This window comes from Microbacterium sp. 10L49, assembly GCF_056395125.1.
Window position 1 is genome coordinate 284,576 of record NZ_JBFTIW010000001.1, and the last position, 22,365, is coordinate 306,940.

The following is a 22,365-nucleotide window of genomic DNA, read 5'->3' on the forward strand; positions in this document are numbered from 1 at the left end:
TCTTATCTGCCGCGACGAGTCCCGTCTCTGAGGGCCCCACTCGTCGCGGTGTTCGTGTTGGCCCGCTCCCACACTTGAAGCGACGAGAAGAGCAACCCTCATGAAGAACAACCAGCGCCCCACCTCGATGCCGGTCCACAAGTACCGGCCGTACCACGAGCAGATCGCCGTCGATCTGCCCGACCGCACCTGGCCCTCGGCCCGCATCACGAAGGCGCCGCGCTGGTGCGCGGTCGACCTGCGCGACGGCAACCAGGCCCTCATCGACCCGATGTCCCCTGAGCGCAAGCGCGTCATGTTCGAGCTGCTCGTCGGCATGGGCTACAAGGAGATCGAGGTCGGCTTCCCGTCCGCGAGCCAGACCGACTTCGACTTCGTGCGCCAGCTCATCGAAGAGGACCTGATCCCGGACGACGTCACGATCCAGGTCCTGACGCAGTGCCGCGAGCACCTCATCGAGCGCACCTACGAGGCGATCGCCGGCGCCAAGCAGGCCATCGTGCACTTCTACAACTCCACCAGCGTGCTGCAGCGCGAGGTCGTGTTCCGTTCCGACCGCGAGGGTGTCAAGCAGATCGCGCTCGAGGGCGCGCGCCTGTGCCGCGAGTTCGAGAAGCGGATCCCCGACACCGAGGTCTACTACGAGTACTCGCCGGAGAGCTACACCGGCACCGAGCTGGAGTACGCCGTCGAGGTCTGCAACGAGGTGCTGGAGATCCTGCAGCCGAGCCCCGGTCGCAAGGTCATCATCAACCTGCCGGCCACCGTCGAGATGGCGACCCCCAACGTCTACGCCGACTCGATCGAGTGGATGAGCCGTCACCTGAACCACCGCGAGAACGTGATCCTCTCGCTGCACCCGCACAACGATCGCGGCACCGCCATCGCCGCCGCGGAGCTCGGCTACATGGCCGGCGCGGACCGCATCGAGGGATGCCTGTTCGGCAACGGCGAGCGCACCGGCAACGTCGACCTCGTCGCGCTGGGCATCAACCTGTTCACGCAGGGCATCGACCCCGAGATCGACTTCAGCGACATCGACCAGGTCAAGCGCACCGCCGAGTACTGCAACCAGCTGCCCGTGCCCGAGCGCAGCCCCTGGGCCGGCGATCTCGTCTTCACCGCGTTCAGCGGATCCCACCAGGATGCGATCAAGAAGGGCTTCGAGGCCATGGCCGCGAAGGCCGAGGCTCAGGGCGTCACGGTCGACGACATCGAGTGGGGCGTGCCCTACCTGCCGGTCGATCCCAAGGACCTGGGCCGGTCGTACGAGGCAGTCATCCGGGTCAACTCGCAGTCCGGCAAGGGCGGCGTCGCCTATCTGCTGAAGACGGACCACGCGCTCGACCTGCCGCGCAAGCTGCAGATCGAATTCTCCGGCGTCGTGCAGGGCAAGACCGACGCCGAGGGCGGCGAGGTCACCAGCGAGCAGATCTGGGAGATCTTCACCGACGAGTACCTGCCCGCGTCGGCCGACGACGCCAAGTGGGGCCGGTTCGAGCTGCTCGGCACCCGCACGAACAGCGACATGTCCGGCGAGGTCACCCTCGACGTCGTGCTGCGCGACGACGAGGAGCGCGTAGAGGCCGAAGGCCGGGGCAACGGTCCGGTTGCGGCGTTCATCGAGGTGCTGCGCGAGCGCGGCTTCGACATCGCCCTGTACGACTACGTCGAGCACACTCTGTCGACCGGTGGCGACGCCCAGGCGGCCGCCTACGTCGAGCTGCAGGTCGGCGACCAGCGCCTGTGGGGCGTCGGCATCGACGGTGACATCTCCACGGCGTCGCTCAAGGCGATCGTGTCCTGCGTGAACCGTTCCATCCGTGCGCGGGCCGCCGCCGAGGCGGACCTCGTCAGCGCCTGAGCGCCCGCGCGAAGCTTCTCCGCACCGTCACCCCGTGTGCGGAGGATCCGTCCGCGGCGCAACCGTCCGCGTGACTGCGCCTGCGCCGCGAGTCCGGCAGAACCTGCCGAGCCCGGGGCGCAGGCGTGTCTCAGGGGCGGATGATCGGGATCATCCCGGTCTCGGCGGCGACGCGCCGGCGATACAGGGCGCGCTGCTCGGGCAGCGACAGGTCGAAGACCACGGCGAGCACGCGGATGATCGCGGTCAGGACGATGCCGATGATCGCGGCCGGCACGATGCCCATGCCGAGTGCGTGCGCGACCACGATGAAGGCGCAGCCCGCGCCGGCGGCGACCGCGTAGAGGGAGCCGACGTGCATGATCGACACCGGCAGGCCCATGAGCATGTCGCGGAGGACACCTCCGCCGGCGGCGGCGCAGACGCCGATGAACACAGCGGGGACCTCGGGCAGGCCGAACGCGATCGCCTTGCTCGTGCCGAAGGCGCCGAACATGCCGATCACCACGGCGTCGAGGCCGACGACCACGGCGTTCAGGCGCTGGAAGAGGCCAGCGAGCAGCATGCCGATGAGCGCCGCGCCTCCGGCGGTGAGCAGGTACCAGTTGCTGTGCAGCGATGCGGGCGGCTGGCCCAGCAGGATGTCGCGGATGAGACCGCCGCCCATGCCGATCATGATCCCGATGATGGCCACGCCCAGCAGATCCAGGCGGCGTTCACCCCGGAAGCCGCTCGCGAACATGGCGCCCTGCACGCCGCCCAGGCCCACGCCCAGCAGATCGGCCCACAGCGGGATGGTGAAGGTCGGTTCGGTCACAGCTCTATTGTCCCCGGGAGTGGGATGATCGAGGAATGCCCACCTACCGAGACGAAGCGGTGATCCTGCGCACCCACAAGCTCGGTGAGGCGGACCGGATCGTCACGATGCTCTCGCGTGCACACGGCAAGGTCCGGGCCGTGGCGAAGGGGGTGCGCCGCACCTCGTCGAAGTTCGGCTCGCGTCTCGAGCCGTTCATGGTCGCGGACGTGCAGCTGTACCAGGGGCGTTCGCTCGATATCGTGCAGCAGGCGGAGTCGCTCGGATCCTACGGCGCCGACATCGCCCTGCACTACGACCGCTACACGGCGGCGAACGCCATGGTCGAGACGGCCGATCGGCTGAACGACGCCGAAGCGACGCCCGAGCAGTATCTGCTGCTCGTGGGCGGGCTGCGGGCTCTCGCGCGCGGCGAGCACGCCTCCCGCAGCATCCTGGACTCCTACCTGTTGCGCGTCATGGCGCTGTCGGGCTGGGCGCCGTCGTTCGACGACTGCGCGCGCTGTGCGAAGCCCGGATCGCACACGGTGTTCGTCGCCCAGATGGGCGGCATCGTCTGCGATGAGTGCGCACCCGCGGGCAGCCCGCGCATCCCCGCCACGGCGCTCGATGTGCTGCGCGCCCTGATCGCGGGGGACTGGGAGCGGGTCGACTCCGCCTCCGTCCGCGACACAGCCGCCGCATCCGGCCTCATCGCCGCATACGCCCAGTGGCATCTCGAGCGGGGGATCCGCTCGCTTTCGCTCGTGGAGGGAACCCGTTGAGCCCCAAGCCGTACACGCATAAGGACGCCGTCCCGTACCGTCCCCTGGACTGGACCGGAGTGCAACCGCCCGCGTTCCCGGCCGTGCCGAACCATGTCGCGATCGTCATGGACGGCAACGGCCGCTGGGCGAACCGCCGCGGACTCAACCGTATCGAGGGGCACAAGGCGGGGGAGGAGGTGCTGCTCGATGTCGTCGCCGGCGCCATCCAGGCCGGCGTCAAGCACCTCAGCGTGTACGCGTTCTCCACCGAGAACTGGGCGCGTTCTCCCGAGGAGGTGCGCTTCCTCATGGGCTACAACCGCGACGTGCTGCACCGTCGCCGCGACCAGCTCAACGAATGGGGCGTGCGGATCCGCTGGGCGGGGCGCAAGCCGCGCCTGTGGGGCTCCGTCATCAAGGAGCTGGAGTACGCGTCCGAACTGACGCGCGGCAACGACACCCTCACGCTCACGATGTGCATCAACTACGGCGGACGCGTGGAGCTCGTGGACGCGATGCGCGCGATCGCCGAGGACGTGAAGGCAGGGCGGATGCGCCCGAGCGCGATCACCGAGAAGGCGATCCGCCGGCACCTGTACATCCCGGACATGCCGGATGTGGACCTGTTCCTGCGCAGCTCGGGAGAGCAGCGCACCTCGAACTTCCTGCTGTGGCAGTCGGCCTACGCCGAGATGGTGTTCCTCGACACGCTGTGGCCGGACTTCTCCCGCGAAGAGCTGTGGCGTGCGATCGGGATCTACCTCGCCCGGGACCGTCGTTTCGGCGGTGCTGTCGACACGCCGGATGAGGTCGTTTCCGGTCGGTGAACCGGGGAGGGGAGCGCCGTCGCGAACCGTGCTCGGTCGGGATCCGGTAGAATAGACCCTGCGAAGGGGAGTATTCCGACTTCACGCGATCGTCATCACGAGGCCCGCCGCCGGGCCTCCGGGCGCGTGACCGCCGTTCGGCGGGGAAGAGACTTTCGGCCGTTGACCGACCCCCTCGAAAGGCCCTTGTGGACGTTCCCGTCTGGTTCGAAGTCGTCTCGCTCGCCGTCCTGCTGCTGATCCTGATCGGCGACCTGCTGATCGTGCGCTGGCGCCCGCACATCCCCTCCACCAAGGAGTCCACGCTCTGGGTGGTGTTCTACGTCGCGTTGGCGCTCGGTTTCGCGGGGCTCCTGCTCGCGGTCGCGGGCGGCCAGCATTCGGGGGAGTTCCTCACCGGCTGGGCGCTGGAGTACAGCCTCTCGATCGACAACCTCTTCGTGTTCGTGCTGATCATGGCCCAGTTCTCGGTGCCGCGGAAGCTGCAGCAGGAAGTGCTGATGGTGGGCATCATCATCGCCCTGGTGCTGCGCGGCGTCTTCATCCTGCTCGGCGTCACGATCATCGAAAACTTCGCTCCGGTCTTCTACCTCTTCGGCGCCTTCCTCATTTGGACCGCGATCCGTCAGGCGATGCCGGAGAAGGCACAGGAGGACGAGACAGCCGCGAAGGAGAGCTTCGCCGTCCGCCTGGTGCGCCGCATCGTTCCCGTCAGCGATGAGTTCGACGGTCCGAAGCTGCGCACTATGGTCGACGGCAAGCGGGTCTGGACGCCGATGATCATCGTCTTCGTCACGATCGGCGTGACGGATCTGATGTTCGCGATCGACTCGATCCCGGCGATCTTCAGCATCACGCAGAACAGCTTCCTGGTGTTCACCGCGAACATCTTCGCCCTGATGGGGCTGCGCCAGCTCTACTTCCTGCTCGGCGACCTGCTCGACCGGCTGCGCTACCTGCACTACGGCATCGCCGTGATCCTCGCCTTCATCGGCGTGAAGCTCGTGCTGCATGCGATGCACGAGAACACCGTCCCGTTCATCAACGGCGGCCAGCACATCGAGTGGGCGCCCGACGTGCCGATCTGGCTGTCGCTCACCGTCATCGTCGTCGCGATGCTCGGCGCGACCGGAGCGAGCCTGATCGCGTCGGGGCGCGAGAAGCGTCAGGAGCGCGCGCTCGCGGAGTGACCCGTCCGGTGCTTCGCCCGGCTCAGGGTGGGTGGGAAACACCCACCCTGACCGGGGGTAAACTCGTTGCCATGCAGGCGGTGCAGCTTCTCCTTAGCAGCCGCGGCGAGACCTCGATCTAGGCCTCTCTCGCCGCGGAGTCTCGCGTGGGCCGCACCTTGACCCTCTGGAGAAGCAACGCATGAATGACGCAGCCCCCCGCCCCCGGACGCTGGCCGAGAAGGTCTGGGACGACCACCTCGTGGTGAAGGGCGAGAACGGCGAGCCCGACCTCATCTACATCGACCTGCACCTGGTGCACGAGGTCACCAGCCCTCAGGCCTTCGACGGGCTGCGGGCCGAAGGGCGCCCGCTGCGCCGGCTCGACCTGACGATCGCCACGGAGGACCACAACACTCCGACGCTGGCCATCGACAAGCCGATCGCCGACCTCACCAGCCGCACGCAGATCGAGACGCTGCGCCGCAACGCTGCGGAGTTCGGTGTCCGCTTGCACTCGCTGGGCGACGCGGAGCAGGGCATCGTGCACGTGGTCGGACCGCAGCTGGGGCTGACCATGCCCGGCATCACCGTGGTCTGTGGCGACTCGCACACCTCCACGCATGGAGCATTCGGCGCCATGGCGTTCGGCATCGGCACCAGCGAGGTGGAGCACGTCATGGCCACCCAGACGCTGCCTCTCAAGCCTTTCAAGACCATGGCGATCACCGTCGAGGGAACGCTGCGCCCCGGCGTCACCGCGAAGGACATCATCCTCGCCGTGATCGCCAAGATCGGCACGGGCGGCGGACAGGGCTATGTGCTCGAGTTCCGCGGCAGCGCCATCCGCGCCCTCTCCATGGAGGGGCGCATGACGATCTGCAACATGTCGATCGAGGCCGGCGCCCGCGCGGGCATGGTCGCCCCGGACGAGACCACCTTCGCGTACGTGCAGGGCAAGCCTCACGCGCCGCAGGGGCAGGACTGGGATGACGCGGTCGCGTATTGGCGCACGCTCCCGACCGATGAGGGGGCGACGTTCGACGCCGAGGTGTTCATCGATGCCGACGAGCTGGAACCGTTCGTGACCTGGGGCACCAACCCGGGCCAGGGCAGCTCGCTGTCCTCCGCGGTTCCGGACCCCGCGCAGATCGCCGATGCCAACGAGCGCAGCGCGGCCGAGCGGGCTCTCGAGTACATGGATCTGACGCCGGGTACTCCGCTGAAGGACGTGAAGGTCGACGCCGTGTTCATGGGATCCTGCACGAACAGCCGGATCGAGGATCTGCGCGCCTTCGCGTCGGTCATCAAGGGCAAGAAGAAGGCCGAGGGCGTGCGCGTCATGGTCGTGCCCGGATCCGCCCGTGTTCGCCTGGAGGCCGAGGCGGAGGGTCTGGACAAGGTCTTCACCGAGTTCGGCGCCGAATGGCGGTTCGCGGGCTGCTCGATGTGCCTGGGCATGAACCCCGACCAGCTCGCGCCCGGTGAGCGCTGCGCGTCGACGAGCAACCGCAACTTCGAGGGCCGCCAGGGTAAGGGCGGGCGCACTCACCTCGTCTCGCCCCTCGTCGCGGCAGCCACCGCCGTGCGCGGCACGTTGTCCAGCCCGAGCGACCTGGAGGTCGCCGGATCAGTCGAAGCGCCCGTCGCGGCCGGATCGGAGGCCTGAGCATGGAGAAGTTCACCACCCACACCGGTGTCGCAGCGCCGCTGAAGCGATCCAACGTCGACACCGACCAGATCATCCCGGCGGTCTTCCTCAAGCGGGTCACCAAGACCGGCTTCGAGGACGCGCTCTTCCACGCCTGGCGTCAGGACCCCGGGTTCGTGCTCAACCAGGAGCCGTTCCGGAACGCGTCCGTGCTCGTCGCAGGCCCCGACTTCGGCACCGGATCCAGCCGTGAGCACGCCGTCTGGGCGCTGCGCGACTACGGATTCAAGGTCGTGCTGAGCCCCCGTTTCGCGGACATCTTCCGCGGCAACTCGGGAAAGCAGGGTCTGCTCGCCGCGACCGTCGACGAGGCCGACATCGAGCGGATCTGGGCGCTGATCGACGAGGATCCCGGGAAGGAGATCACGGTCGATCTGGAGGCGCGCACCGCCACGATCGGCGACTTCCAGACCTCCATCGGGATCGACGATTACACTAGATGGCGGCTCCTCGAAGGGCTCGATGACATCGGGCTCACGCTGCGCAACGAAGACAAGATCGCGCAGTTCGAGGCCCGTCGCGAGTCGTGGCGGCCACGTACGCTTCCTGTTCTCTGAATCGGACGCGGCCGTGAGCCTAGGGCATCCGCCCGGCGGCTCCGGCCGCGCTCGTTCCACAAGAAGAGGCCCTGAATGACGACACCGCTGCACGAGACCACGCTCGCTTCGAAGCCTTCGGGCGATGTCCTGGCAATCCGCGGCGGACGTCCACTGCACGGCAGGGTGGACGTGAAGGGCGCGAAGAATCTCGCGACCAAGGCGATGGTGGCCACCCTCCTCGGCGAGACCGCGAGCACCCTGCGAGACGTCCCCGACCTCTCCGACGTCGCCGTTGTCCGCTCGCTGCTCGAGGTGCACGGCGTGCGCGTCACCGAGGGCGACGAGCCCGGCGCGCTGATCTTCGACCCGAGCGACGTCGAGTCGGCGCACTTCGAGGAGATCGACGCCCACGCGGGCGCCTCCCGGATCCCGATCCTGTTCTGCGGCCCGCTGCTGCACCGCCTGGGCCAGGCGTTCATCCCCGACCTCGGCGGCTGCCGCATCGGCGACCGCCCGATCGACTTCCACCTCGACGCGCTGCGCAAGTTCGGCGCGACCGTCGAGAAGCTGCCCAGTGGCATCCGCCTGTCCACGGGCGGCAGCCGTCTGCACGGCGCCAACATCCATCTGCCGTACCCGAGCGTCGGAGCGACCGAGCAGGTCCTCCTGACCGCGGTGCGCGCGGAAGGCACGACGGAGCTGCGCAACGCGGCCATCGAGCCGGAGATCATGGACCTGATCGCGGTGCTGCAGAAGATGGGCGCGATCATCTCCTACGAGCCCAACCGGGTGATTCTCATCGAGGGCGTGGAGAAGCTGCGCGGTTACGATCACCGCTCGATCTTCGACCGCAACGAGGCTGCGTCCTGGGCGTCGGCGGCGCTCGCGACCGACGGCGAGATCTTCGTCGGCGGCGCCAAGCAGCAGGAGATGCTGACGTTCCTCAACGTCTTCCGCAAGGCCGGCGGCTGGTTCGACGTACGCGAGGACGGAATCCTGTTCCGCCGCGACGGAGAGCTCAAGCCGGTGATCGTCGAGACCGACGTGCACCCGGGCTTCATGACCGACTGGCAGCAGCCTCTCGTCGTCGCGCTCACGCAGGCGAACGGTCGTTCGGTGGTGCACGAGACGGTGTACGAGAACCGGATGGGCTTCACCGGCGCACTGATCAAGATGGGCGCAGACATCGTCGTGCACCCGCACGGCCTGCAGGACGGCCCGCGACGCGTTGCGCGCCGCGACCTCGAGCAGGCGGCGGTCATCACCGGCCCGACCCCGCTGCACGGCGCAGACATCGTGGTGCCGGACCTGCGCGGCGGCTACAGCCACGTCATCGCCGCGCTCACCGCGACCGGCGAGTCGAGGGTCTCCGGCGTCGACATCCTCAGCCGCGGCTACGAGAAGTTCCTCGACAAGCTCACCGCACTGGGCGCCGACTTCGACGTGATCGGCTGACATGCGCGCGACCGCCGAGAAGACACGCCCGAGCCTGTTCTGGTTCCTCGGGGTCTTCGTGGTGCCGTTCGTCTCGTTCCTGGCGAAGATCCGAATCCGCGGCGCCGAGAGGCTGCCCCCCGAAGGCGCCTTCGTGCTGGCGCCGAACCACTACTCGGAGTTCGACCCGCTGATCGTCGCGGTCGCCGTGTGGCGGCTCGGCCGCGCGCCCCGTTTCATGGCGAAGGAGAGCCTGTTCCGCGTGCCGGTCCTGGGCTGGGCGCTGCGCGGCACGGGGATGATCCCCGTGGCCCGGGCCTCGTCCGCAGCGGCGGCGAAGCAGACGCTGGTGCAGTCCGAGGAGCTCGTGAAGCACGGACGCGGGGTCATCGTCTACCCGGAGGGCACGCTCACCCGGGATCCGGAGCTGTGGCCGATGCGCGGCAAGACCGGTGCCGTCCGTCTCGCCCTCGCCGGCGAGATCCCGCTGATCCCGATGGCGCAGTGGGGCACGCAGAACATCATGGGCCGCTACCAGAAGGGCCTCCGCTTCTGGCCGCCGCGCAAGAAGGTCGACGTGCTCATCGGGGATCCGGTCGACGTCTCCGACCTGTACGGTCGAGGAGGCGAGCGTGCCGCGCTCGTGGAAGCGAACGACCGGCTCATGGCCGCCATCACGGTGCTCCTGGAGGAGCTCCGCGGCGAGAAGGCTCCCGCCGAGCGGTGGAATCCGACCGAGCACGGCCAGAAGGAGACGGGGCGTCTTGACTCCTAGGAACGCGGCCCCGCGCACCGCCTCGATCCCGCTCGGGCCGCGCGTGACGGTGATCGGTGCCGGGAGCTGGGGGACCACCTTCGGAAAGATCCTGGCCGACGGCGGCGCGCAGGTGACGATGTGGGCGCGCCGACAGGAGCTGGCCCACGAGATCGCCGAGGCGAAGCGCAACTCGCAATACCTCTCTGGCATCAACCTGCCACGATCGATGACGGCCACGCATCACCTGGCCGAGGCGATCCAGGGCGCCGAGCAGGTGTACCTCTCGGTGCCGAGCCAGACGCTGCGGGAGAACCTCAAGGCACTGCGTCCGCTGTTGCAGAACTCCGACGTCCCCGTGGTCAGCCTCATGAAAGGCGTCGAGAAGCGCACCGGCCTGCGGATGAGCCAGGTCATCGAGCAGGAGCTGCGCTGCGACCCCGACCGGATCGCGGTCGCGAGCGGCCCCAACCTGGCGCTCGAGATCGCGCGCGAGCAGCCCACCGCGGCCGTCATCGCCTCCAACAGCCAGGAGACGGCCGACATCGTGGCGCGCACCGCGCGCAACCACTACTTCCGCAGCTTCGTGAACACCGACGTGATCGGCACCGAGTTCGGCGGCGTGCTGAAGAACCTCATCGCCGTCGCCATCGGCATCGTCGACGGCGTCGGCTACGGCGAGAACACCAAGGCGTCGATCATCACGCGGGGTCTGGTCGAGATGACCGACTTCGCGGTGGCGAACGGCGCACAGCCGGGGACCCTGCAGGGTCTGGCCGGCCTCGGCGATCTGATCGCGACGTGCCAGTCGCCGCTCAGCCGCAACAACACCGCCGGGCGCCTGCTCGGTCAGGGATACAGCTTCCAAGACGTGGTCAAGCAGATGCAGCAGACAGCCGAGGGACTCGCGTCCGTCGCGCCGATCCTGCAGCTGGCCCGCGCCGCCGGCGTGGAGATGCCGATCGTCGAGCAGGTGAAGATGGTGCTGGACGGCACCATGGATCCGCGCGACATCGCCCCCCATCTGACCACCGACGACGACACCCCGCAGGGGGAAGGGACGGGCAATGGACAAGCAGACGGTGGTGGTGCTCTTCGGAGGGCGCTCCAGCGAGCATTCGATCAGCTCCGCCACGGCGGGAGGGGTGCTGCGCGCCCTTGACCGGGAACGCTACGACGTCATCCCCGTCGGGATCACCCGTGAAGGAGCGTTCGTCCTGGAGGACGACGAGCCGGACAAGTTCCCGCTCGACGCCGCGCATCTGCCCGAGGTCGTGGACAACGGCACTCGGATCCAGTGGCCGGAGCCCGGCGGGATCCGCACGCTGCGCGTGACGCGCGCCGACGGCACGATCGAGGACCTCGGTGCGATCGATGTGGTGCTGCCCCTGCTGCACGGTCCGCACGGCGAGGACGGCACGCTGCAGGGCTACTTCGACACGCTCGAGGTGCCGTACGCCGGCGGCGGGGTGCTGGATTCCGCGCTGTGCATGGACAAGCACTTCATGAAGGTCGCGCTGCAGGCCGCTGGCATCGCCGTGGCGCCCTGGATCACCGTGCGCGCGCGGCAGTGGGCGCAGGATCCCGAGAGCGTGCGCGCTGCCGCGGCCGGGCTCGGATCGCCGCTGTTCGTGAAGCCGGCCCGTGCCGGGTCGAGCGTCGGTGTCTCGAAGGTGACGGATCCCGCGGAGTTCGACGAGGCCATGCGGATCGCTCTGGCCGAGGACGACAAGGTGCTCGTGGAGACCGGAGTGGTCGGCCGCGAGATCGAGGTGGCGATCCTCGAGGGCGCGGAAGGGCCGCGCGCTTCGGTGCCGGGCGAGATCGTGCTGACGTCCCGGGGCTTCTACGACTTCGAGGGCAAGTACCTCGGCGGCGACGGTGTGGACGTGGTCTGCCCGGCGGAGCTGGACGAGGCCGAGATCGTGGCGATCCAGGACGCCGGCGTCAGCGCGTTCGAGGCGGTCGACGGACGCGGTCTCGCCCGCGTCGATATGTTCCTCACCGCCGATGGCGCGCTCGTGGTGAACGAGCTGAACACGATGCCCGGTTTCACGCCGATCTCGATGTTCCCGAAGTGCTGGATCGCCTCGGGGCTCAGCTATCGCGACCTCATCACGGAGCTGATCGAGGCGGGTCTGCGGCGCTGAGCCGCCCTCTTGCGCGCTCCTCGGCGCGGGGGGCATCCTGGCATTCTGCGACGCCCGTGCTGAGGGGAGGATGCGGTGGACATCATCGCGCTGACCTCCTTCCTCGCGGTGGTCCGTCATCGCCATTTCGGGCGCGCGGCGGCGGAACTCGGGGTGTCGATCTCGGCCGTGACCAAACGGGTGCAACGGCTGGAGGCGGAACTCGGGATCCCGCTCATCGAGCGGGACTCCGGGGGCGTGTTCGGGCTCACCGCGGCAGGGCGCCGGTTCCTCCAGTTCGCGCCGCGGGTGCTGGAGGCTGCTCAGGCCGCGCAGCTCGCGGCCGTCGCGGAGCCGGCAGAGCGATTGCGCGTGGCGTTCCCCGCTGGCGTGGATGCGGTGGCCCCGCTGATGCCGGCTGCACTCGCGACGCTCGAACTCGCCCTCTCGCACGCCTATCCCGGCGTCGGGGTCGTGCTCGTGCCGACAGCATTCGAACGGCTGGATCCTGACCTGGCCGACGGCACCGTCGACGCCGCGCTCACGTTCGGCGTCTCGGAGTCCGAAGAGGTGTCCTCGACACGGCTCGGGGAACTGCGGCGCGTCGGCCTGATCCCGACCGGACACCCCTACACCCATCGACGCAGCGTGCCGGTGGCGGAGTTCGCCCGGCAGCCGCTGCTGTACTCTCCGGAGCTGCCGGCGAGCTACATGGATCCGTTCGTCCTCGCGGACGTCCGACCGCTCGCCGACGCGGCGCTGGTCCGGCTGCCGGCGTCGCGAACGTCGGACGTCGCCGGGCAGCTGCTCGTGGGGCCCGGGATCACTGTGGTTCCTGCTGCCCTGGTCGCGGCCCTGCCGCCCGCGTTGAAATGGGTCGAGCTCGACGGTGTTCCCGCGTGCTGGTACTACATGCATCGTCGGTCAGCGGACGTCAGACCCGAGCTCCTGGCGATGATCGCGCTGTTCGCAGACTTCACCGAGGCGATCACCCGGGCCGCACCGTCCGCGCGACGCTGACCGATGCCGGGCGTTCGTCCGCTGTTTCCGCAGAGGAAACGATCCCGCGGACCACCGGCTGCCCTGATAGAACGTCAGCATGATCCGGCCGCGATGTGCGGCGCGGCGTCGTGGGGCGCGAGAAGGAGCGGTCATGAACGCGACGAGGCGAACAGGAGTGGTGCTGCCGATCGCGATCGGCGCGGTCGGGGGCCTCGGCTGGGCCGCCTCCATGCGCGGCATGATGGCGCAGCTCGCCGGCTTCGAGTCGGAGTTCCATTGGCTCGGAACGTTCGGCTTCATCCTGGTGCCGGGGACGATCATGGGCGCTCTGTTCGGCTGGGCCTTCGCCCGCCGGATCGTGGGCCGCCGGCGTAGAGCAGCCTGGCTGACGCTCGCGCCGTTCGTCATGCTCGCGGATCCGGCGACCCTGCCGCTGCTGGCGGCGTTCATCGGCGCCGGCTTCCTGTTCTCCGACCGAAGCCGGCCGTGGGTGCGCCGGCTCGCCGGGACCTCCTCGTTCGTGTTCCTGGCCGCGGTGCCGATCGGTGCGGCGTTCGTCATCGGCGTCACGACGCCGCACGGCGCATGGCTGACGATTCAGCTCGCCACGCTGATCTGGATCCCGGCGCTCGCCGAGATCCTCCTGCAGCACCGGCGCGATGACGATCATCCCGCGGTCGATCCGGTACCGACGGCGTCGTTGACGGGAGTGGCGGGCGCGCCCGACTGAACCGTCCTGAGCGCTCGCGTCAGCCGGCCGGAGTCGGAGCCGGTGTCGCCGTGTCCGCCCCGGGCCGATCGGTGCAGGCGTGCGTGGCGGGGATGGTCGCGATCGCCGCAGCGAGGCTCTTATTGCCGATCACGTCATTGGCGCTGACACCCTTGCCCGGTGCATCGGGCTTGCTGTTGATGTAGAGCTGCACGGCGGGCTTGCGGCCGTAGGTGGTCAGCGTGAGATAGGGGCTCTTGGAGTCGTCCACGAGCCAGTCGATGCCCTGCAGGGAGATGCACTGCAGAGCGCTCGTCGGCTCCGCCTCCGGCAGGCCGCAGGTGAGCAGCACCACGGAGGGGTCGCCCCACGCCGCGGTGGCCTGGGCATCCGTCCAGCGCCGGTCGTGCCCGTCGATCGACGGGACGTTGCTCAGCCGCACCGACACGTCCGCGCAGCGCGGGTCGTTCGCGTCGTCCGCGGGGTTCAGATGCACCGTCGAGCTGCACCCGGCCAGCAGCGCCGTCGCGAGCACGAGGACGGTGGCGACGGAGAGACGGCGGGGCATCCCTCCAGGCTACCGTTGAGAGCATGGTGGACCTTTCAGCTCCCGGATCCGATGCGGCCGCGGAGGCTCCGGTGTCCGACGATCCCATGATCGGCGAGGTGAGCGAGGGGCGCGTGCTGCGCACGATCCTGGCGCGCACGCCCGTGGGTCGGGACACCCTGCTCGGCCCGGGAGACGACGCCGCCGTGATCGCGGCGCCCTCGGGGTCCGTCGTCGCGACCACCGACACGCTCGTGGAAGGGCCGGACTTCCGCGCGGCCTGGTCGAGCGGTTACGACCTGGGGTGGAAGTCGGCGGCCGTGAATCTCGCGGACATCGCCGCGATGGGGGCGCGCCCGACGGCGCTGCTCGTGGCGCTCGCGGTGCCGAAGGATCGTCGGCTCTCCTTCGTCGCCGCGATCGCCGACGGCTTCCGCGAGGCGTGCGCCGCGCTCGCTCCGGGATGCGCGGTCGTCGGCGGCGATCTGACCGTGTCGGCGACGCTGATGATCGCCGTGACGGCGCTCGGGGACTTGGAAGGGCGTGCGGCTGTCACCCGGGCCGGCGCCCGAGAGGGGGATGTTCTCGCGATCGCGGGCGAGATGGGCCTCGCCGGGCATGGCCTGTCTGTGCTGTTCCGGCGCTTCCACCCCGACGGCGTGGCGGTGCCGGTGGTCGCCGCCGCCCTGACGGAGGGCGAGGCCGATGCGATCGCCGCCCAGTTGCGCCCCGCGCCGCCGATCGGACTCGGCCCGATGGCCGCGATCGCCGGAGCCACCGCGATGATGGACGTCTCCGATGGCCTGGCCTTGGATGCGGGCCGCATGGCCGAGGCCTCCGGCGTGACGCTCGCTCTGGAGCGGTCTGCCCTGGGGGCGCATCCGCACCGGGCGCTCGCCGGCGGCGAGGACCACGCCCTGCTCGCCACGTTCCCTCCGGGGATGCTGCCGCCGGGCTTCCGGCGGATCGGATCCGTGGTCGCGGCCGTGACCGACGCTCCGGTGCTGTGCGACGGCGAGCCGGTCGGCCCGCTCGGCTGGGACCCTTACCGCGATGCGGGAGCCGACGCTCCGCACTGATCGACGGTCAGGACGCGCCCGGCTCCGCCCACCACAACGCGGTGTCTCCGTAGGCCTTCTCGCGGATGAGGGCGAGGCCGGCGGCGGCGAGATCCGGCGGAGTGGAGCGCTTCGCGCGCTCGATGACGACGACGGCGTCGGGGGAGAGCAGGGGAGCGAGCGCTACCAGGTCGGCGTTCATCTCGGCGTCGGTCAGATCATAGGGCGGGTCGGAGAAGACCAGGTCGAACAGTCCCGTGGCGCGGACGAGGTATGCATGCACGGAGGACTCCTGCACGGTCGTCCTCCCCGCGGCGTCCCCGCCCAGCGCCCTGGAGACGGCAGCCGCATTGCGGCGGATCACGGCTGCGGCGCCGCGTCCTCGTTCGACGAGCACGGTGCTGCGGGCGCCGCGACTGAGCGCTTCCAGGCCCAGGGCGCCGGATCCGGCGTACAGGTCGAGCACGCGCGCATCGGCGATCGCGTCCATGGAGGCGAGAGCGCCGAACAGCGACTCGCGCACCCGATCGCTCGTCGGCCGCGTCCCCTGTCCCGGCACTTCCAGGCGGGTGCCGCCGGCGGATCCGGCGATGATTCTCGTCACCTGTTCACCTTATGCGCCGCGACTCATTCGCCGCGGAGGGCACGGAAGGGAGCAGGATAGGAGCGTGCCCGAGAGCCTCGCCGATCTGACCCGCATGCCGCAGCCGCAGTTCATCGAAGCGGGGGAGGGCGTCGCGATCGCCACCTACGTCTGGGGAGAGCTCGAGGGCCCTGTGGTGCTCATCGTGCACGGCTTCGCCTCCAGCACGCGCGACAACTGGGTGCTCACCGGGTGGATCCGGATGCTGCAGCAGGCAGGCTACGGCGTGCTCGGTGTCGACCAGCGCGGGCACGGCGCGAGCGAGAAGCCGCACGATGCCGTCGGCTACAACGTGCGCACGCTCGCATCGGACGTCGAGCAGGTCCTGGACACCTACCTCGTCGACGACGCATTCTACGTCGGCTATTCGCTGGGAGCGCGGGTGGGCTGGCAGGTCCTTCAAGACCTCGGCGACCGGATCCCGCGGGCGGTGCTCGGCGGCGTGCCGGACGGGATCCCGCTCGGCCGGCTCGATCTGGACCAGGTGCGCCGCTTCATCGACGAGGGCACGCCGGTCACGGATCGGGTCACGCAGAACTACATCGCGCTGACGGAGCGCGTCCCCGGCAACGACCTGAGCGCGCTGATCGCGCTCGCCCAGGGCATGCGGGAATCGGGATCGATGGATCCGGACCCCGCGACGGCGCCGACGCAGCCGGTGCTCTTCGCGACCGGGTCCGAGGACGCCGTGATCGCTGGTTCCGTGCGACTCGCGGAGGCGACGCCGCAGGGACGGTTCTTCGAGATCCCCGGCCGGCATCACTTCAACGCACCGGGGTCGAAGGCGTTCCGGGAGGCAGCCCTGGAGTTCCTGCAGGAGAACTGACCAGGCGCTGCCCCGGGTCGTGGACGAGGGCGGTGTCCGCGCGCCGTTCTAGACTTCTGAGCATGCCGCTCCGTCTCGACTCGCCGCTCGCTGTCGCGGTCGGCGACGGGAATGCGAAGACGCTGCAGAAGGCCTTCGGCATGAGCACGGTGTGGGATCTGCTCTCGCACTACCCGCGCCGGTACGCCAACCGAGGCGAGCTCACGCCGATCCTCGATCTCCCGAAGGGTGAGACGGTCACGATCGTCGCCGAGGTGATGAAGGTCGACGTCCGCGACATGAAGAATCGCCGCGGGGCGATGATGACGGTCGACATCGGCGACGGCGTCGGCCGCATGGTGCTGACGTTCTTCGCCAAGTTCCGCGGACAGCTCGAATGGCGCGAGAAGGAGCTGCGGGTCGGCAGGCGCGGGGTGTTCACCGGCAAGGTCGGCGACTACCGCGGCGTGACGCAGTTCGCGCACCCGCAGTACGAGATGTTCGACGATGAGCTGCGCGCGCGCACTCAGGCCGATGTGCTGGTGACCACGCCGCTGCCGATCTACCCGGCCACGGCGGCCCTCACCACGTGGCAGATCGAGAAGATGATCGGCACGGTGCTGGACGAGCTCGGGCCGGTGCCGGAACCGGTCCCCGATGCGGTGCGCCTCCAGGAGGGGCTCCTCGACGCCCGCGCTGCGCTGGAGCGCATCCACCGGCCGAGCACCAAGGACGAGATCGCTCCGGCGATCCGCACGCTGCGGATGCACGAGGCGCTCACTCTTCAGACGGCGCTCATGCAGCAGCGCTATCTCGTGCGCATGCTCGACGCCACCGCTCGCCCGGCGAAGCCGGGCGGGCTGCTGGAGCGCTTCGACGCCGCGCTGCCGTTCGAGCTCACGCCCGACCAGGAGTCGGTGGGCGAGACGATCGCCGCGGATTTGGTCGGCGGCGCGCCCATGAACCGGCTGGTGCAGGGAGAGGTCGGATCCGGAAAGACGCTGGTCGCGCTGCGCGCCATGCTTCAGGTCGCTGAGACGGGCGGTCAGGCGGCGCTGATCGCGCCGACCGAGGTGCTCGCGGCTCAGCACCTGCGTTCGATCACGAAGATGCTCGGGCCGAAGCTCGCCCCCCTGGTGATGCCGACGCTGCTCACGGGGCAGATGTCCGCGCCCGAACGGCGCAAGGTTGCGCTGCGCGTCGCGGCGGGCCAGGCACTCATCGTGGTGGGCACGCATGCACTGCTCGGGGAGAAGACGACCTTCGCCGATCTGGGGCTCGTGGTGGTCGACGAACAGCATCGCTTCGGCGTCGAGCAGCGGGAAGCGCTGCGCGCCAAGGGCACCAGCCCGCACGCGCTGGTGCTGACCGCCACCCCGATCCCGCGCACGGTCGCGATGACCGTGTTCGGCGATCTCGACATCTCAGTGATCCGCACGATGCCGAGCGGGCGCGCGGGCATCGAGACCTTCGTCGCGCCCCTCGCCGACCACCCCGGCTGGTTCACCCGGGTGTGGGAGCGCGCCGCGGAGGAGATCGAGAAGGGGCGCCAGGTGTTCGCCGTGTGCGCCGCGATCGATACCGATGACGGCGCGGAGGAGGCGGACCAGGAGCACTTCGCGGATGAGGAGCAGGAGAGCCGCGGACCGCGCTGGGGGGTGGTGCAGCTGCTGGCCGCGCTCAGCACGCACCCGAAGCTGGGCGCGGTGCGCATCGCCGGTCTGCACGGCCGTATGGCCGCGGACGAGAAGGACGCGATCATGCAGGCCTTCGCCCGTGGCGAGATCGACCTCCTCGTCGCGACCACCGTGATCGAGGTCGGTGTCGACGTGCCGAATGCCTCGACCATGATCGTGCTCGAGGCCGACCGTTTCGGTGTCTCCCAACTGCACCAGCTGCGCGGCCGCATCGGTCGCGGCGGGGTGCCCGGCCTGTGCCTGCTGGTCACCGAGGCCGAGCAGGGCACGCCGGCCCGCGACCGGGTCGATGCGGTGGCCGCGACGCTCGACGGCTTCGTCCTCGCCGAGGTCGACCTCGACCTGCGCGGCGAGGGCGACGTGCTCGGAGCGCGCCAGTCGGGTGCGAAGTCGTCGCTGAAGCTGCTGCGGGTCATCAAGGACGCGGATCTGATCGCCCAGGCCCGTGCGATCGCCGAGGAGATCATCGAGGCGGATCCCGCGCTGCAGCAGCACGACGGGCTGCGCGCGGCGATGGCGCAGCGCCTCAGCATCGACGATCGTGCCGCCCTCGCCAAGAACTGACTCCTCCCGCGCGGCCCCCTGAGCGCGTCGGAGGGCGCTCGTCGAACGGCGCATGCGGCTGACGCAGAGATCCGCGCCGCTAGGCTGGGCGCATGAGCGCTCGGATCGCCGTCGTCCCCGGTTCCTTCGACCCGCCGACCCTCGGCCACCTGGACGTCATCCGACGCGCCGCCGCCCTCTACGACGAGCTGCACGTGCTGGTGGTGCACAACCCCGACAAGCAGGCCATGCTGCCGGTGGCGCAGCGACTCGCACTGCTGGAGGAGTCGATCGCAGAAGCCGGCGTGACGGGCACCGTCATCGTCGGATCCTGGAGCATGGGTCTGCTCGTCGACTACGCCCGCGATGTGAACGCGGGTGTGCTGATCAAGGGCATCCGCTCGCAGGTCGACGTGGCGTACGAGTCGCCGATGGCGATCGTGAACCGCCACCTCGCCGACATCGAGACCGTGTTCCTGCTGCCGGATCCGGCGCACGCCCTGGTCTCCAGCTCGCTCGTGCGGCAGGTCGCCGCGCTCGGCGGTGACGTGTCCCCGTTCGTGCCGCCGGCCGTCGCGCGCTTCCTCGACACCGGTGCCCGCGGTATCTGAACGGCAGCCCGCCGGTCCCTGAGCCATCGGAGGGCCCGGCCTCCGCCCAGGTGCGCCCAGTAGACTGAACCGGTGAAGACCCGACGCAAAGGACCATTCTCGCTGTCCGCGCACGACATCGTTCGTCGACCCGGTGAGATGCGAGAGTTCCGGATGACGATTCCTCTGCCTGAGCAGTGGGGCGAGGGTCTCGTCTCCGTCGAGAAGGGCGAGGGACTCGATCTCGACGTCCGGCTGGAGTCCGTGCACGAGGGGATCCTTGTCACCGGCGAGGTCGATTCGACGTACCGCGGAGAGTGCGGTCGATGCCTGAATCCGATCGAAGAGCCTGTCGAAGTCGAGTTTCAAGAGCTTTTCGCGTACCCTGGAGAGGAAGCGAACGACTTCGAGGTTCAAGACGACCACGTGGATCTTGAAACTCTGGTCAGGGACGCGGTGGTTTTGGCGCTCCCGTTTCAGCCGGTGTGTCAGCCGGATTGCCCTGGACTCGACCCCGAGACCGGCGAGCGGCTGACCGGAAGCGCCGGGAAAGAGCAGGACGCTCCTGTCGATCCTCGATGGGCCGCGCTCCAGCAGATCACAGACCACGACGGCACCGTCGAAAAGCAAGCAGCGGAATAGCTGCGCGCCCAGAGCACAGAAAGTAGCAAACCATGGCCGGTAACCCCCCGAAGCGCAAGGTCTCCCGTTCGAACACCCGCTCGCGTCGCGCGCAGTGGAAGGCGGAGGTTCCTGCCCTCGTCAAGACCATCGAGAACGGCAAGGTCGTCTACAGCCGTCCTCACCAGGCGAAGGTCGTCACGGACTCGCAGGGCACCGAGCTGTTCCTCGAGTACAAGGGCCGCAAGGTCGCCGACGTCTGATCGATCCGTCGATCATGGCAGAAGTCCCCGTGGGGACGCGCCCGCTTTCTGAGCAGCTCGGGGTCGACATCGACCCCGAGCTGCTTCAGCTTGCGCTCACGCATCGCTCGTACGCGTACGAGAACGGCGCCATCCCGCACAACGAGCGTCTCGAGTTCCTCGGCGACTCCGTGCTCGGCCAGGCTGTGACCGTCATGCTCTACACGACGCTCCCGGACCTCGACGAGGGGTCCCTGGCGAAGCGGCGGGCGAGTGTGGTGTCGACCGTCGCGCTGGCAGAGGTCGCCCGTGGCATCGGCCTCGGCGCGCACATCCTGCTCGGAAACGGCGAGGAGCGCACCGGCGGTCGCGACAAGGACTCGATCCTCGCCGACACGATGGAGGCGGTGTTCGGGGCCACCTACCTGTCCGCAGGTCCCGAGGCGGCGACGGCGCTCGTGCTGCGGCTCATCGAGCCGCTCTTCGCCGACCCGGAGCGGTACGGCGCGGCGATGGATCCGAAGACCGCGCTGCAGGAGCTGTCCGCGCATCGCGGTCTCAGCGCTCCCGTGTACGAGGTGGTCTCGACCGGTCCCGATCACGACCGTCGCTTCACCGCGACTGTGACGACGGGCGACCTGGCCAGCACAGGCACGGGCACGAGCAAGAAGACGGCCGAGATGGCCGCGGCGCTGGCCGCCTGGCACGCGCTCAGCGACCGTGCCTGAGCTCCCCGAGGTCGAGGTCGTCCGCGCCGGCCTCGCTCCGGCGATGACCGGCGCACGCATCGTCTCGGTCGCCGTACACGACGAGCGTGCCCTCACGCGGCACGTCGCAGGCGCCGCCGACTTCGTCGCGCGGCTGGAGGGTACCGAGGTCGCGACGGTGGCTCGCCGGGGGAAGTTCCTCTGGATGCCGCTGACGACCGACGGCACCGACGGACGCTCGGCGATCGTCGGGCATCTCGGCATGTCGGGACAGCTGCTGCTGCGCCGTCCGGACGCGGCCGCCGAGCGGCACGAGCGGATCCGGCTGTTCATCGAACATCCGCAGCACGGCGAGCTGGCCGTCGTCTTCGCCGATCAGCGCACCTTCGGATCTCTCGCCGTGGATGAGCTGGTGGCGACGGCCGATGGACGAGCCGCGGGCTGGGGGAGTGACGCAACGCTCCTTCCGTCGCAGGTCGCGCATATCGCGCGGGACCCCATGGATCAGGCGTTCCAGGGTCAGGTGTTCCGCAGCGCGCTGCGGACGCGATCGAGCGCGATCAAGCGTGTGCTGCTGGACCAGAACCTCATCAGCGGTGTCGGCAACATCTATGCCGACGAGTCGCTCTGGGCTGCCCGTATCCATCCCGAGACCCCGGCCTCCGCACTGTCCACTGTGGCGGTGAACCGCCTGTTGGCCGAGGTGCGCGCAGTGCTGGGGAAGGCGCTGGCCGAGGGCGGCACCAGTTTCGACGCCCAGTACGTCAACGTCAACGGCCAGGCCGGTTACTTCGCGCACTCGCTGAACGCCTACGGTCGTACGGGTCAGCCGTGCCCGCGCTGCGGGGGCCCGATCCGCCGCGACGCCTTCATGAACCGCTCGAGTCATTTCTGCCCGCGATGCCAGAGGAAAGCTCCCACCCCGAGCGCCTGACGCGCGCGGGGTTCCCTCGCTGAGGTGCTCGAGTCTGTGGATGCGGGTCAAGCGCGTCGAGCGCCGGGGCGTCGCGCATCGGGCTCTCTCTGATTTCCTCTATCGACTCCCGATATAGCAGAATAATCCTCGAAATTCGTTGTGCTCCGCACCAAGCTCCAACCCAGATCGAAAGGTTCACGCTCATGCGGTCCATCAAGAATTCCGGATCTCGCGCCGGCAGCCGGCTCTCCCGCACGGCATTTCGCGCTGCTCCCGCTCTCGCCCTGGTCGCCGT

At 69.2% G+C, this 22,365-nt stretch carries 23 protein-coding genes; 20 read left to right on the forward strand and 3 right to left on the reverse strand.

What is annotated here, in order from left to right; genetic code table 11:
- The first annotated feature begins 100 nt into the window (after positions 1-100).
- Complete coding sequence (gene leuA / locus AC1DCT_RS01325; RefSeq protein ID WP_441975777.1) at positions 101-1,864, forward strand: 2-isopropylmalate synthase; 1,764 nt, start codon at positions 101-103, stop codon at positions 1,862-1,864.
- Positions 1,865-1,994: 130 nt separating this feature from the next.
- Here leuA and AC1DCT_RS01330 read toward each other — a convergent pair whose 3' ends face one another.
- Positions 1,995-2,681: a trimeric intracellular cation channel family protein gene (locus AC1DCT_RS01330; RefSeq protein WP_440731588.1), complete on the reverse strand. Its 687-nt coding sequence runs from the start codon at positions 2,679-2,681 to the stop codon at positions 1,995-1,997.
- A 35-nt stretch (positions 2,682-2,716) separates the two neighbouring features.
- Here AC1DCT_RS01330 and recO point away from each other — a divergent pair, with 35 nt between their 5' ends.
- The 11 genes from recO to AC1DCT_RS01385 all read left to right on the forward strand — a co-directional run bounded on the left by recO (position 2,717) and on the right by AC1DCT_RS01385 (position 13,722).
- The gene (recO, locus tag AC1DCT_RS01335; RefSeq protein ID WP_440731589.1) at positions 2,717-3,445 is read left to right on the forward strand and encodes a DNA repair protein RecO; all 729 of its coding nucleotides are present in this window, start codon (positions 2,717-2,719) and stop codon (positions 3,443-3,445) included.
- Positions 3,442-4,254, forward strand: a complete 813-nt coding sequence (locus tag AC1DCT_RS01340) for an isoprenyl transferase (protein ID WP_477229193.1) — start codon at positions 3,442-3,444, stop codon at positions 4,252-4,254. The genes recO and AC1DCT_RS01340 overlap by 4 nt, the downstream gene beginning before the upstream one ends.
- A 188-nt stretch (positions 4,255-4,442) precedes the next feature.
- Positions 4,443-5,444 (forward strand): TerC/Alx family metal homeostasis membrane protein, encoded by a 1,002-nt coding sequence (locus AC1DCT_RS01345; protein WP_477229192.1) that lies wholly within the window; start codon positions 4,443-4,445, stop codon positions 5,442-5,444.
- Between the two features lie 181 nt (positions 5,445-5,625).
- A complete protein-coding gene (leuC, locus tag AC1DCT_RS01350) occupies positions 5,626-7,092 on the forward strand; it encodes a 3-isopropylmalate dehydratase large subunit (protein ID WP_441975781.1) in 1,467 nt (488 codons plus the stop codon).
- A gap of 2 nt (positions 7,093-7,094) precedes the next feature.
- Positions 7,095-7,691, forward strand: coding sequence for a 3-isopropylmalate dehydratase small subunit (gene leuD, locus AC1DCT_RS01355; RefSeq protein ID WP_440731594.1), 597 nt, complete (start codon positions 7,095-7,097; stop codon positions 7,689-7,691).
- Positions 7,692-7,766: 75 nt separating this feature from the next.
- On the forward strand, positions 7,767-9,128 hold the full coding sequence (gene murA, locus AC1DCT_RS01360; RefSeq protein ID WP_477427087.1) for a UDP-N-acetylglucosamine 1-carboxyvinyltransferase: 1,362 nt from the start codon (positions 7,767-7,769) through the stop codon (positions 9,126-9,128).
- Between the two features lies 1 nt (position 9,129).
- Complete coding sequence (locus AC1DCT_RS01365) at positions 9,130-9,882, forward strand: lysophospholipid acyltransferase family protein (protein WP_477427089.1); 753 nt, start codon at positions 9,130-9,132, stop codon at positions 9,880-9,882.
- Positions 9,872-11,023, forward strand: a complete 1,152-nt coding sequence (locus AC1DCT_RS01370) for an NAD(P)H-dependent glycerol-3-phosphate dehydrogenase (protein ID WP_441975784.1) — start codon at positions 9,872-9,874, stop codon at positions 11,021-11,023. Before AC1DCT_RS01365 ends, AC1DCT_RS01370 begins: the two co-directional genes overlap by 11 nt.
- Positions 10,929-12,011, forward strand: coding sequence for a D-alanine--D-alanine ligase family protein (locus AC1DCT_RS01375; protein ID WP_477427091.1), 1,083 nt, complete (start codon positions 10,929-10,931; stop codon positions 12,009-12,011). The genes AC1DCT_RS01370 and AC1DCT_RS01375 overlap by 95 nt, the downstream gene beginning before the upstream one ends.
- 75 nt (positions 12,012-12,086) lie before the next feature.
- Positions 12,087-13,010, forward strand: coding sequence for a LysR family transcriptional regulator (locus AC1DCT_RS01380; RefSeq protein WP_477427092.1), 924 nt, complete (start codon positions 12,087-12,089; stop codon positions 13,008-13,010).
- Positions 13,011-13,143: 133 nt separating this feature from the next.
- Positions 13,144-13,722: a hypothetical protein gene (locus tag AC1DCT_RS01385; protein ID WP_477427094.1), complete on the forward strand. Its 579-nt coding sequence runs from the start codon at positions 13,144-13,146 to the stop codon at positions 13,720-13,722.
- 19 nt (positions 13,723-13,741) lie between these two features.
- Here AC1DCT_RS01385 and AC1DCT_RS01390 read toward each other — a convergent pair whose 3' ends face one another.
- The gene (locus AC1DCT_RS01390) at positions 13,742-14,269 is read right to left on the reverse strand and encodes a DUF3515 domain-containing protein (RefSeq protein ID WP_440731600.1); all 528 of its coding nucleotides are present in this window, start codon (positions 14,267-14,269) and stop codon (positions 13,742-13,744) included.
- Positions 14,270-14,292: 23 nt separating this feature from the next.
- Here AC1DCT_RS01390 and thiL point away from each other — a divergent pair, with 23 nt between their 5' ends.
- Positions 14,293-15,327 carry a thiamine-phosphate kinase gene (thiL, locus tag AC1DCT_RS01395; RefSeq protein WP_477427096.1) on the forward strand — a complete coding sequence of 345 codons (1,035 nt, stop codon included), beginning with the start codon at positions 14,293-14,295 and terminating at the stop codon, positions 15,325-15,327.
- Between the two features lie 7 nt (positions 15,328-15,334).
- On the opposite strand, the gene rsmD is transcribed toward thiL, so the two are convergent.
- On the reverse strand, positions 15,335-15,910 hold the full coding sequence (gene rsmD / locus AC1DCT_RS01400; protein WP_477427097.1) for a 16S rRNA (guanine(966)-N(2))-methyltransferase RsmD: 576 nt from the start codon (positions 15,908-15,910) through the stop codon (positions 15,335-15,337).
- Positions 15,911-16,004: 94 nt separating this feature from the next.
- On the opposite strand from rsmD, the gene AC1DCT_RS01405 reads away from it, so the two are divergent.
- The 7 genes from AC1DCT_RS01405 to mutM all read left to right on the forward strand — a co-directional run bounded on the left by AC1DCT_RS01405 (position 16,005) and on the right by mutM (position 22,088).
- Entirely contained in the window at positions 16,005-16,775 is a 771-nt protein-coding gene (locus AC1DCT_RS01405) for an alpha/beta fold hydrolase (protein ID WP_440732420.1), read from the forward strand.
- A 62-nt stretch (positions 16,776-16,837) separates the two neighbouring features.
- Positions 16,838-19,015 carry an ATP-dependent DNA helicase RecG gene (locus AC1DCT_RS01410; RefSeq protein ID WP_477427099.1) on the forward strand — a complete coding sequence of 726 codons (2,178 nt, stop codon included), beginning with the start codon at positions 16,838-16,840 and terminating at the stop codon, positions 19,013-19,015.
- A 92-nt stretch (positions 19,016-19,107) separates the two neighbouring features.
- Complete coding sequence (gene coaD / locus AC1DCT_RS01415; RefSeq protein ID WP_440731604.1) at positions 19,108-19,605, forward strand: pantetheine-phosphate adenylyltransferase; 498 nt, start codon at positions 19,108-19,110, stop codon at positions 19,603-19,605.
- Positions 19,606-19,743: 138 nt separating this feature from the next.
- Positions 19,744-20,226: a YceD family protein gene (locus tag AC1DCT_RS01420; RefSeq protein ID WP_440732421.1), complete on the forward strand. Its 483-nt coding sequence runs from the start codon at positions 19,744-19,746 to the stop codon at positions 20,224-20,226.
- Between the two features lie 32 nt (positions 20,227-20,258).
- Complete coding sequence (rpmF, locus tag AC1DCT_RS01425; RefSeq protein ID WP_477229184.1) at positions 20,259-20,468, forward strand: 50S ribosomal protein L32; 210 nt, start codon at positions 20,259-20,261, stop codon at positions 20,466-20,468.
- Positions 20,469-20,482: 14 nt separating this feature from the next.
- Entirely contained in the window at positions 20,483-21,175 is a 693-nt protein-coding gene (gene rnc / locus AC1DCT_RS01430) for a ribonuclease III (protein WP_441975791.1), read from the forward strand.
- Positions 21,168-22,088 (forward strand): bifunctional DNA-formamidopyrimidine glycosylase/DNA-(apurinic or apyrimidinic site) lyase, encoded by a 921-nt coding sequence (mutM, locus tag AC1DCT_RS01435; protein WP_477427100.1) that lies wholly within the window; start codon positions 21,168-21,170, stop codon positions 22,086-22,088. The genes rnc and mutM overlap by 8 nt, the downstream gene beginning before the upstream one ends.
- The last annotated feature ends 277 nt before the right edge of the window (positions 22,089-22,365 follow it).

What these genes read in the sequence shown, in the direction of transcription:
- AC1DCT_RS01385 (WP_477427094.1), top strand. Translation starts at nt 13,144, where the DNA reads ATGAACGCGACGAGGCGAACAGGAGTGGTGCTGCCGATCGCGATCGGC.
- AC1DCT_RS01420 (WP_440732421.1), top strand. Translation starts at nt 19,744, where the DNA reads ATGCGAGAGTTCCGGATGACGATTCCTCTGCCTGAGCAGTGGGGCGAG.
- thiL (WP_477427096.1), top strand. Translation starts at nt 14,293, where the DNA reads ATGGTGGACCTTTCAGCTCCCGGATCCGATGCGGCCGCGGAGGCTCCG.
- leuD (WP_440731594.1), top strand. Translation starts at nt 7,095, where the DNA reads ATGGAGAAGTTCACCACCCACACCGGTGTCGCAGCGCCGCTGAAGCGA.
- AC1DCT_RS01365 (WP_477427089.1), top strand. Translation starts at nt 9,130, where the DNA reads ATGCGCGCGACCGCCGAGAAGACACGCCCGAGCCTGTTCTGGTTCCTC.
- AC1DCT_RS01375 (WP_477427091.1), top strand. Translation starts at nt 10,929, where the DNA reads ATGGACAAGCAGACGGTGGTGGTGCTCTTCGGAGGGCGCTCCAGCGAG.
- murA (WP_477427087.1), top strand. Translation starts at nt 7,767, where the DNA reads ATGACGACACCGCTGCACGAGACCACGCTCGCTTCGAAGCCTTCGGGC.
- coaD (WP_440731604.1), top strand. Translation starts at nt 19,108, where the DNA reads ATGAGCGCTCGGATCGCCGTCGTCCCCGGTTCCTTCGACCCGCCGACC.
- rpmF (WP_477229184.1), top strand. Translation starts at nt 20,259, where the DNA reads ATGGCCGGTAACCCCCCGAAGCGCAAGGTCTCCCGTTCGAACACCCGC.
- recO (WP_440731589.1), top strand. Translation starts at nt 2,717, where the DNA reads ATGCCCACCTACCGAGACGAAGCGGTGATCCTGCGCACCCACAAGCTC.
- AC1DCT_RS01390 (WP_440731600.1), bottom strand. Translation starts at nt 14,269, where the DNA reads ATGCCCCGCCGTCTCTCCGTCGCCACCGTCCTCGTGCTCGCGACGGCG.
- AC1DCT_RS01410 (WP_477427099.1), top strand. Translation starts at nt 16,838, where the DNA reads ATGCCGCTCCGTCTCGACTCGCCGCTCGCTGTCGCGGTCGGCGACGGG.
- leuC (WP_441975781.1), top strand. Translation starts at nt 5,626, where the DNA reads ATGAATGACGCAGCCCCCCGCCCCCGGACGCTGGCCGAGAAGGTCTGG.
- rnc (WP_441975791.1), top strand. Translation starts at nt 20,483, where the DNA reads ATGGCAGAAGTCCCCGTGGGGACGCGCCCGCTTTCTGAGCAGCTCGGG.
- leuA (WP_441975777.1), top strand. Translation starts at nt 101, where the DNA reads ATGAAGAACAACCAGCGCCCCACCTCGATGCCGGTCCACAAGTACCGG.
- AC1DCT_RS01405 (WP_440732420.1), top strand. Translation starts at nt 16,005, where the DNA reads ATGCCGCAGCCGCAGTTCATCGAAGCGGGGGAGGGCGTCGCGATCGCC.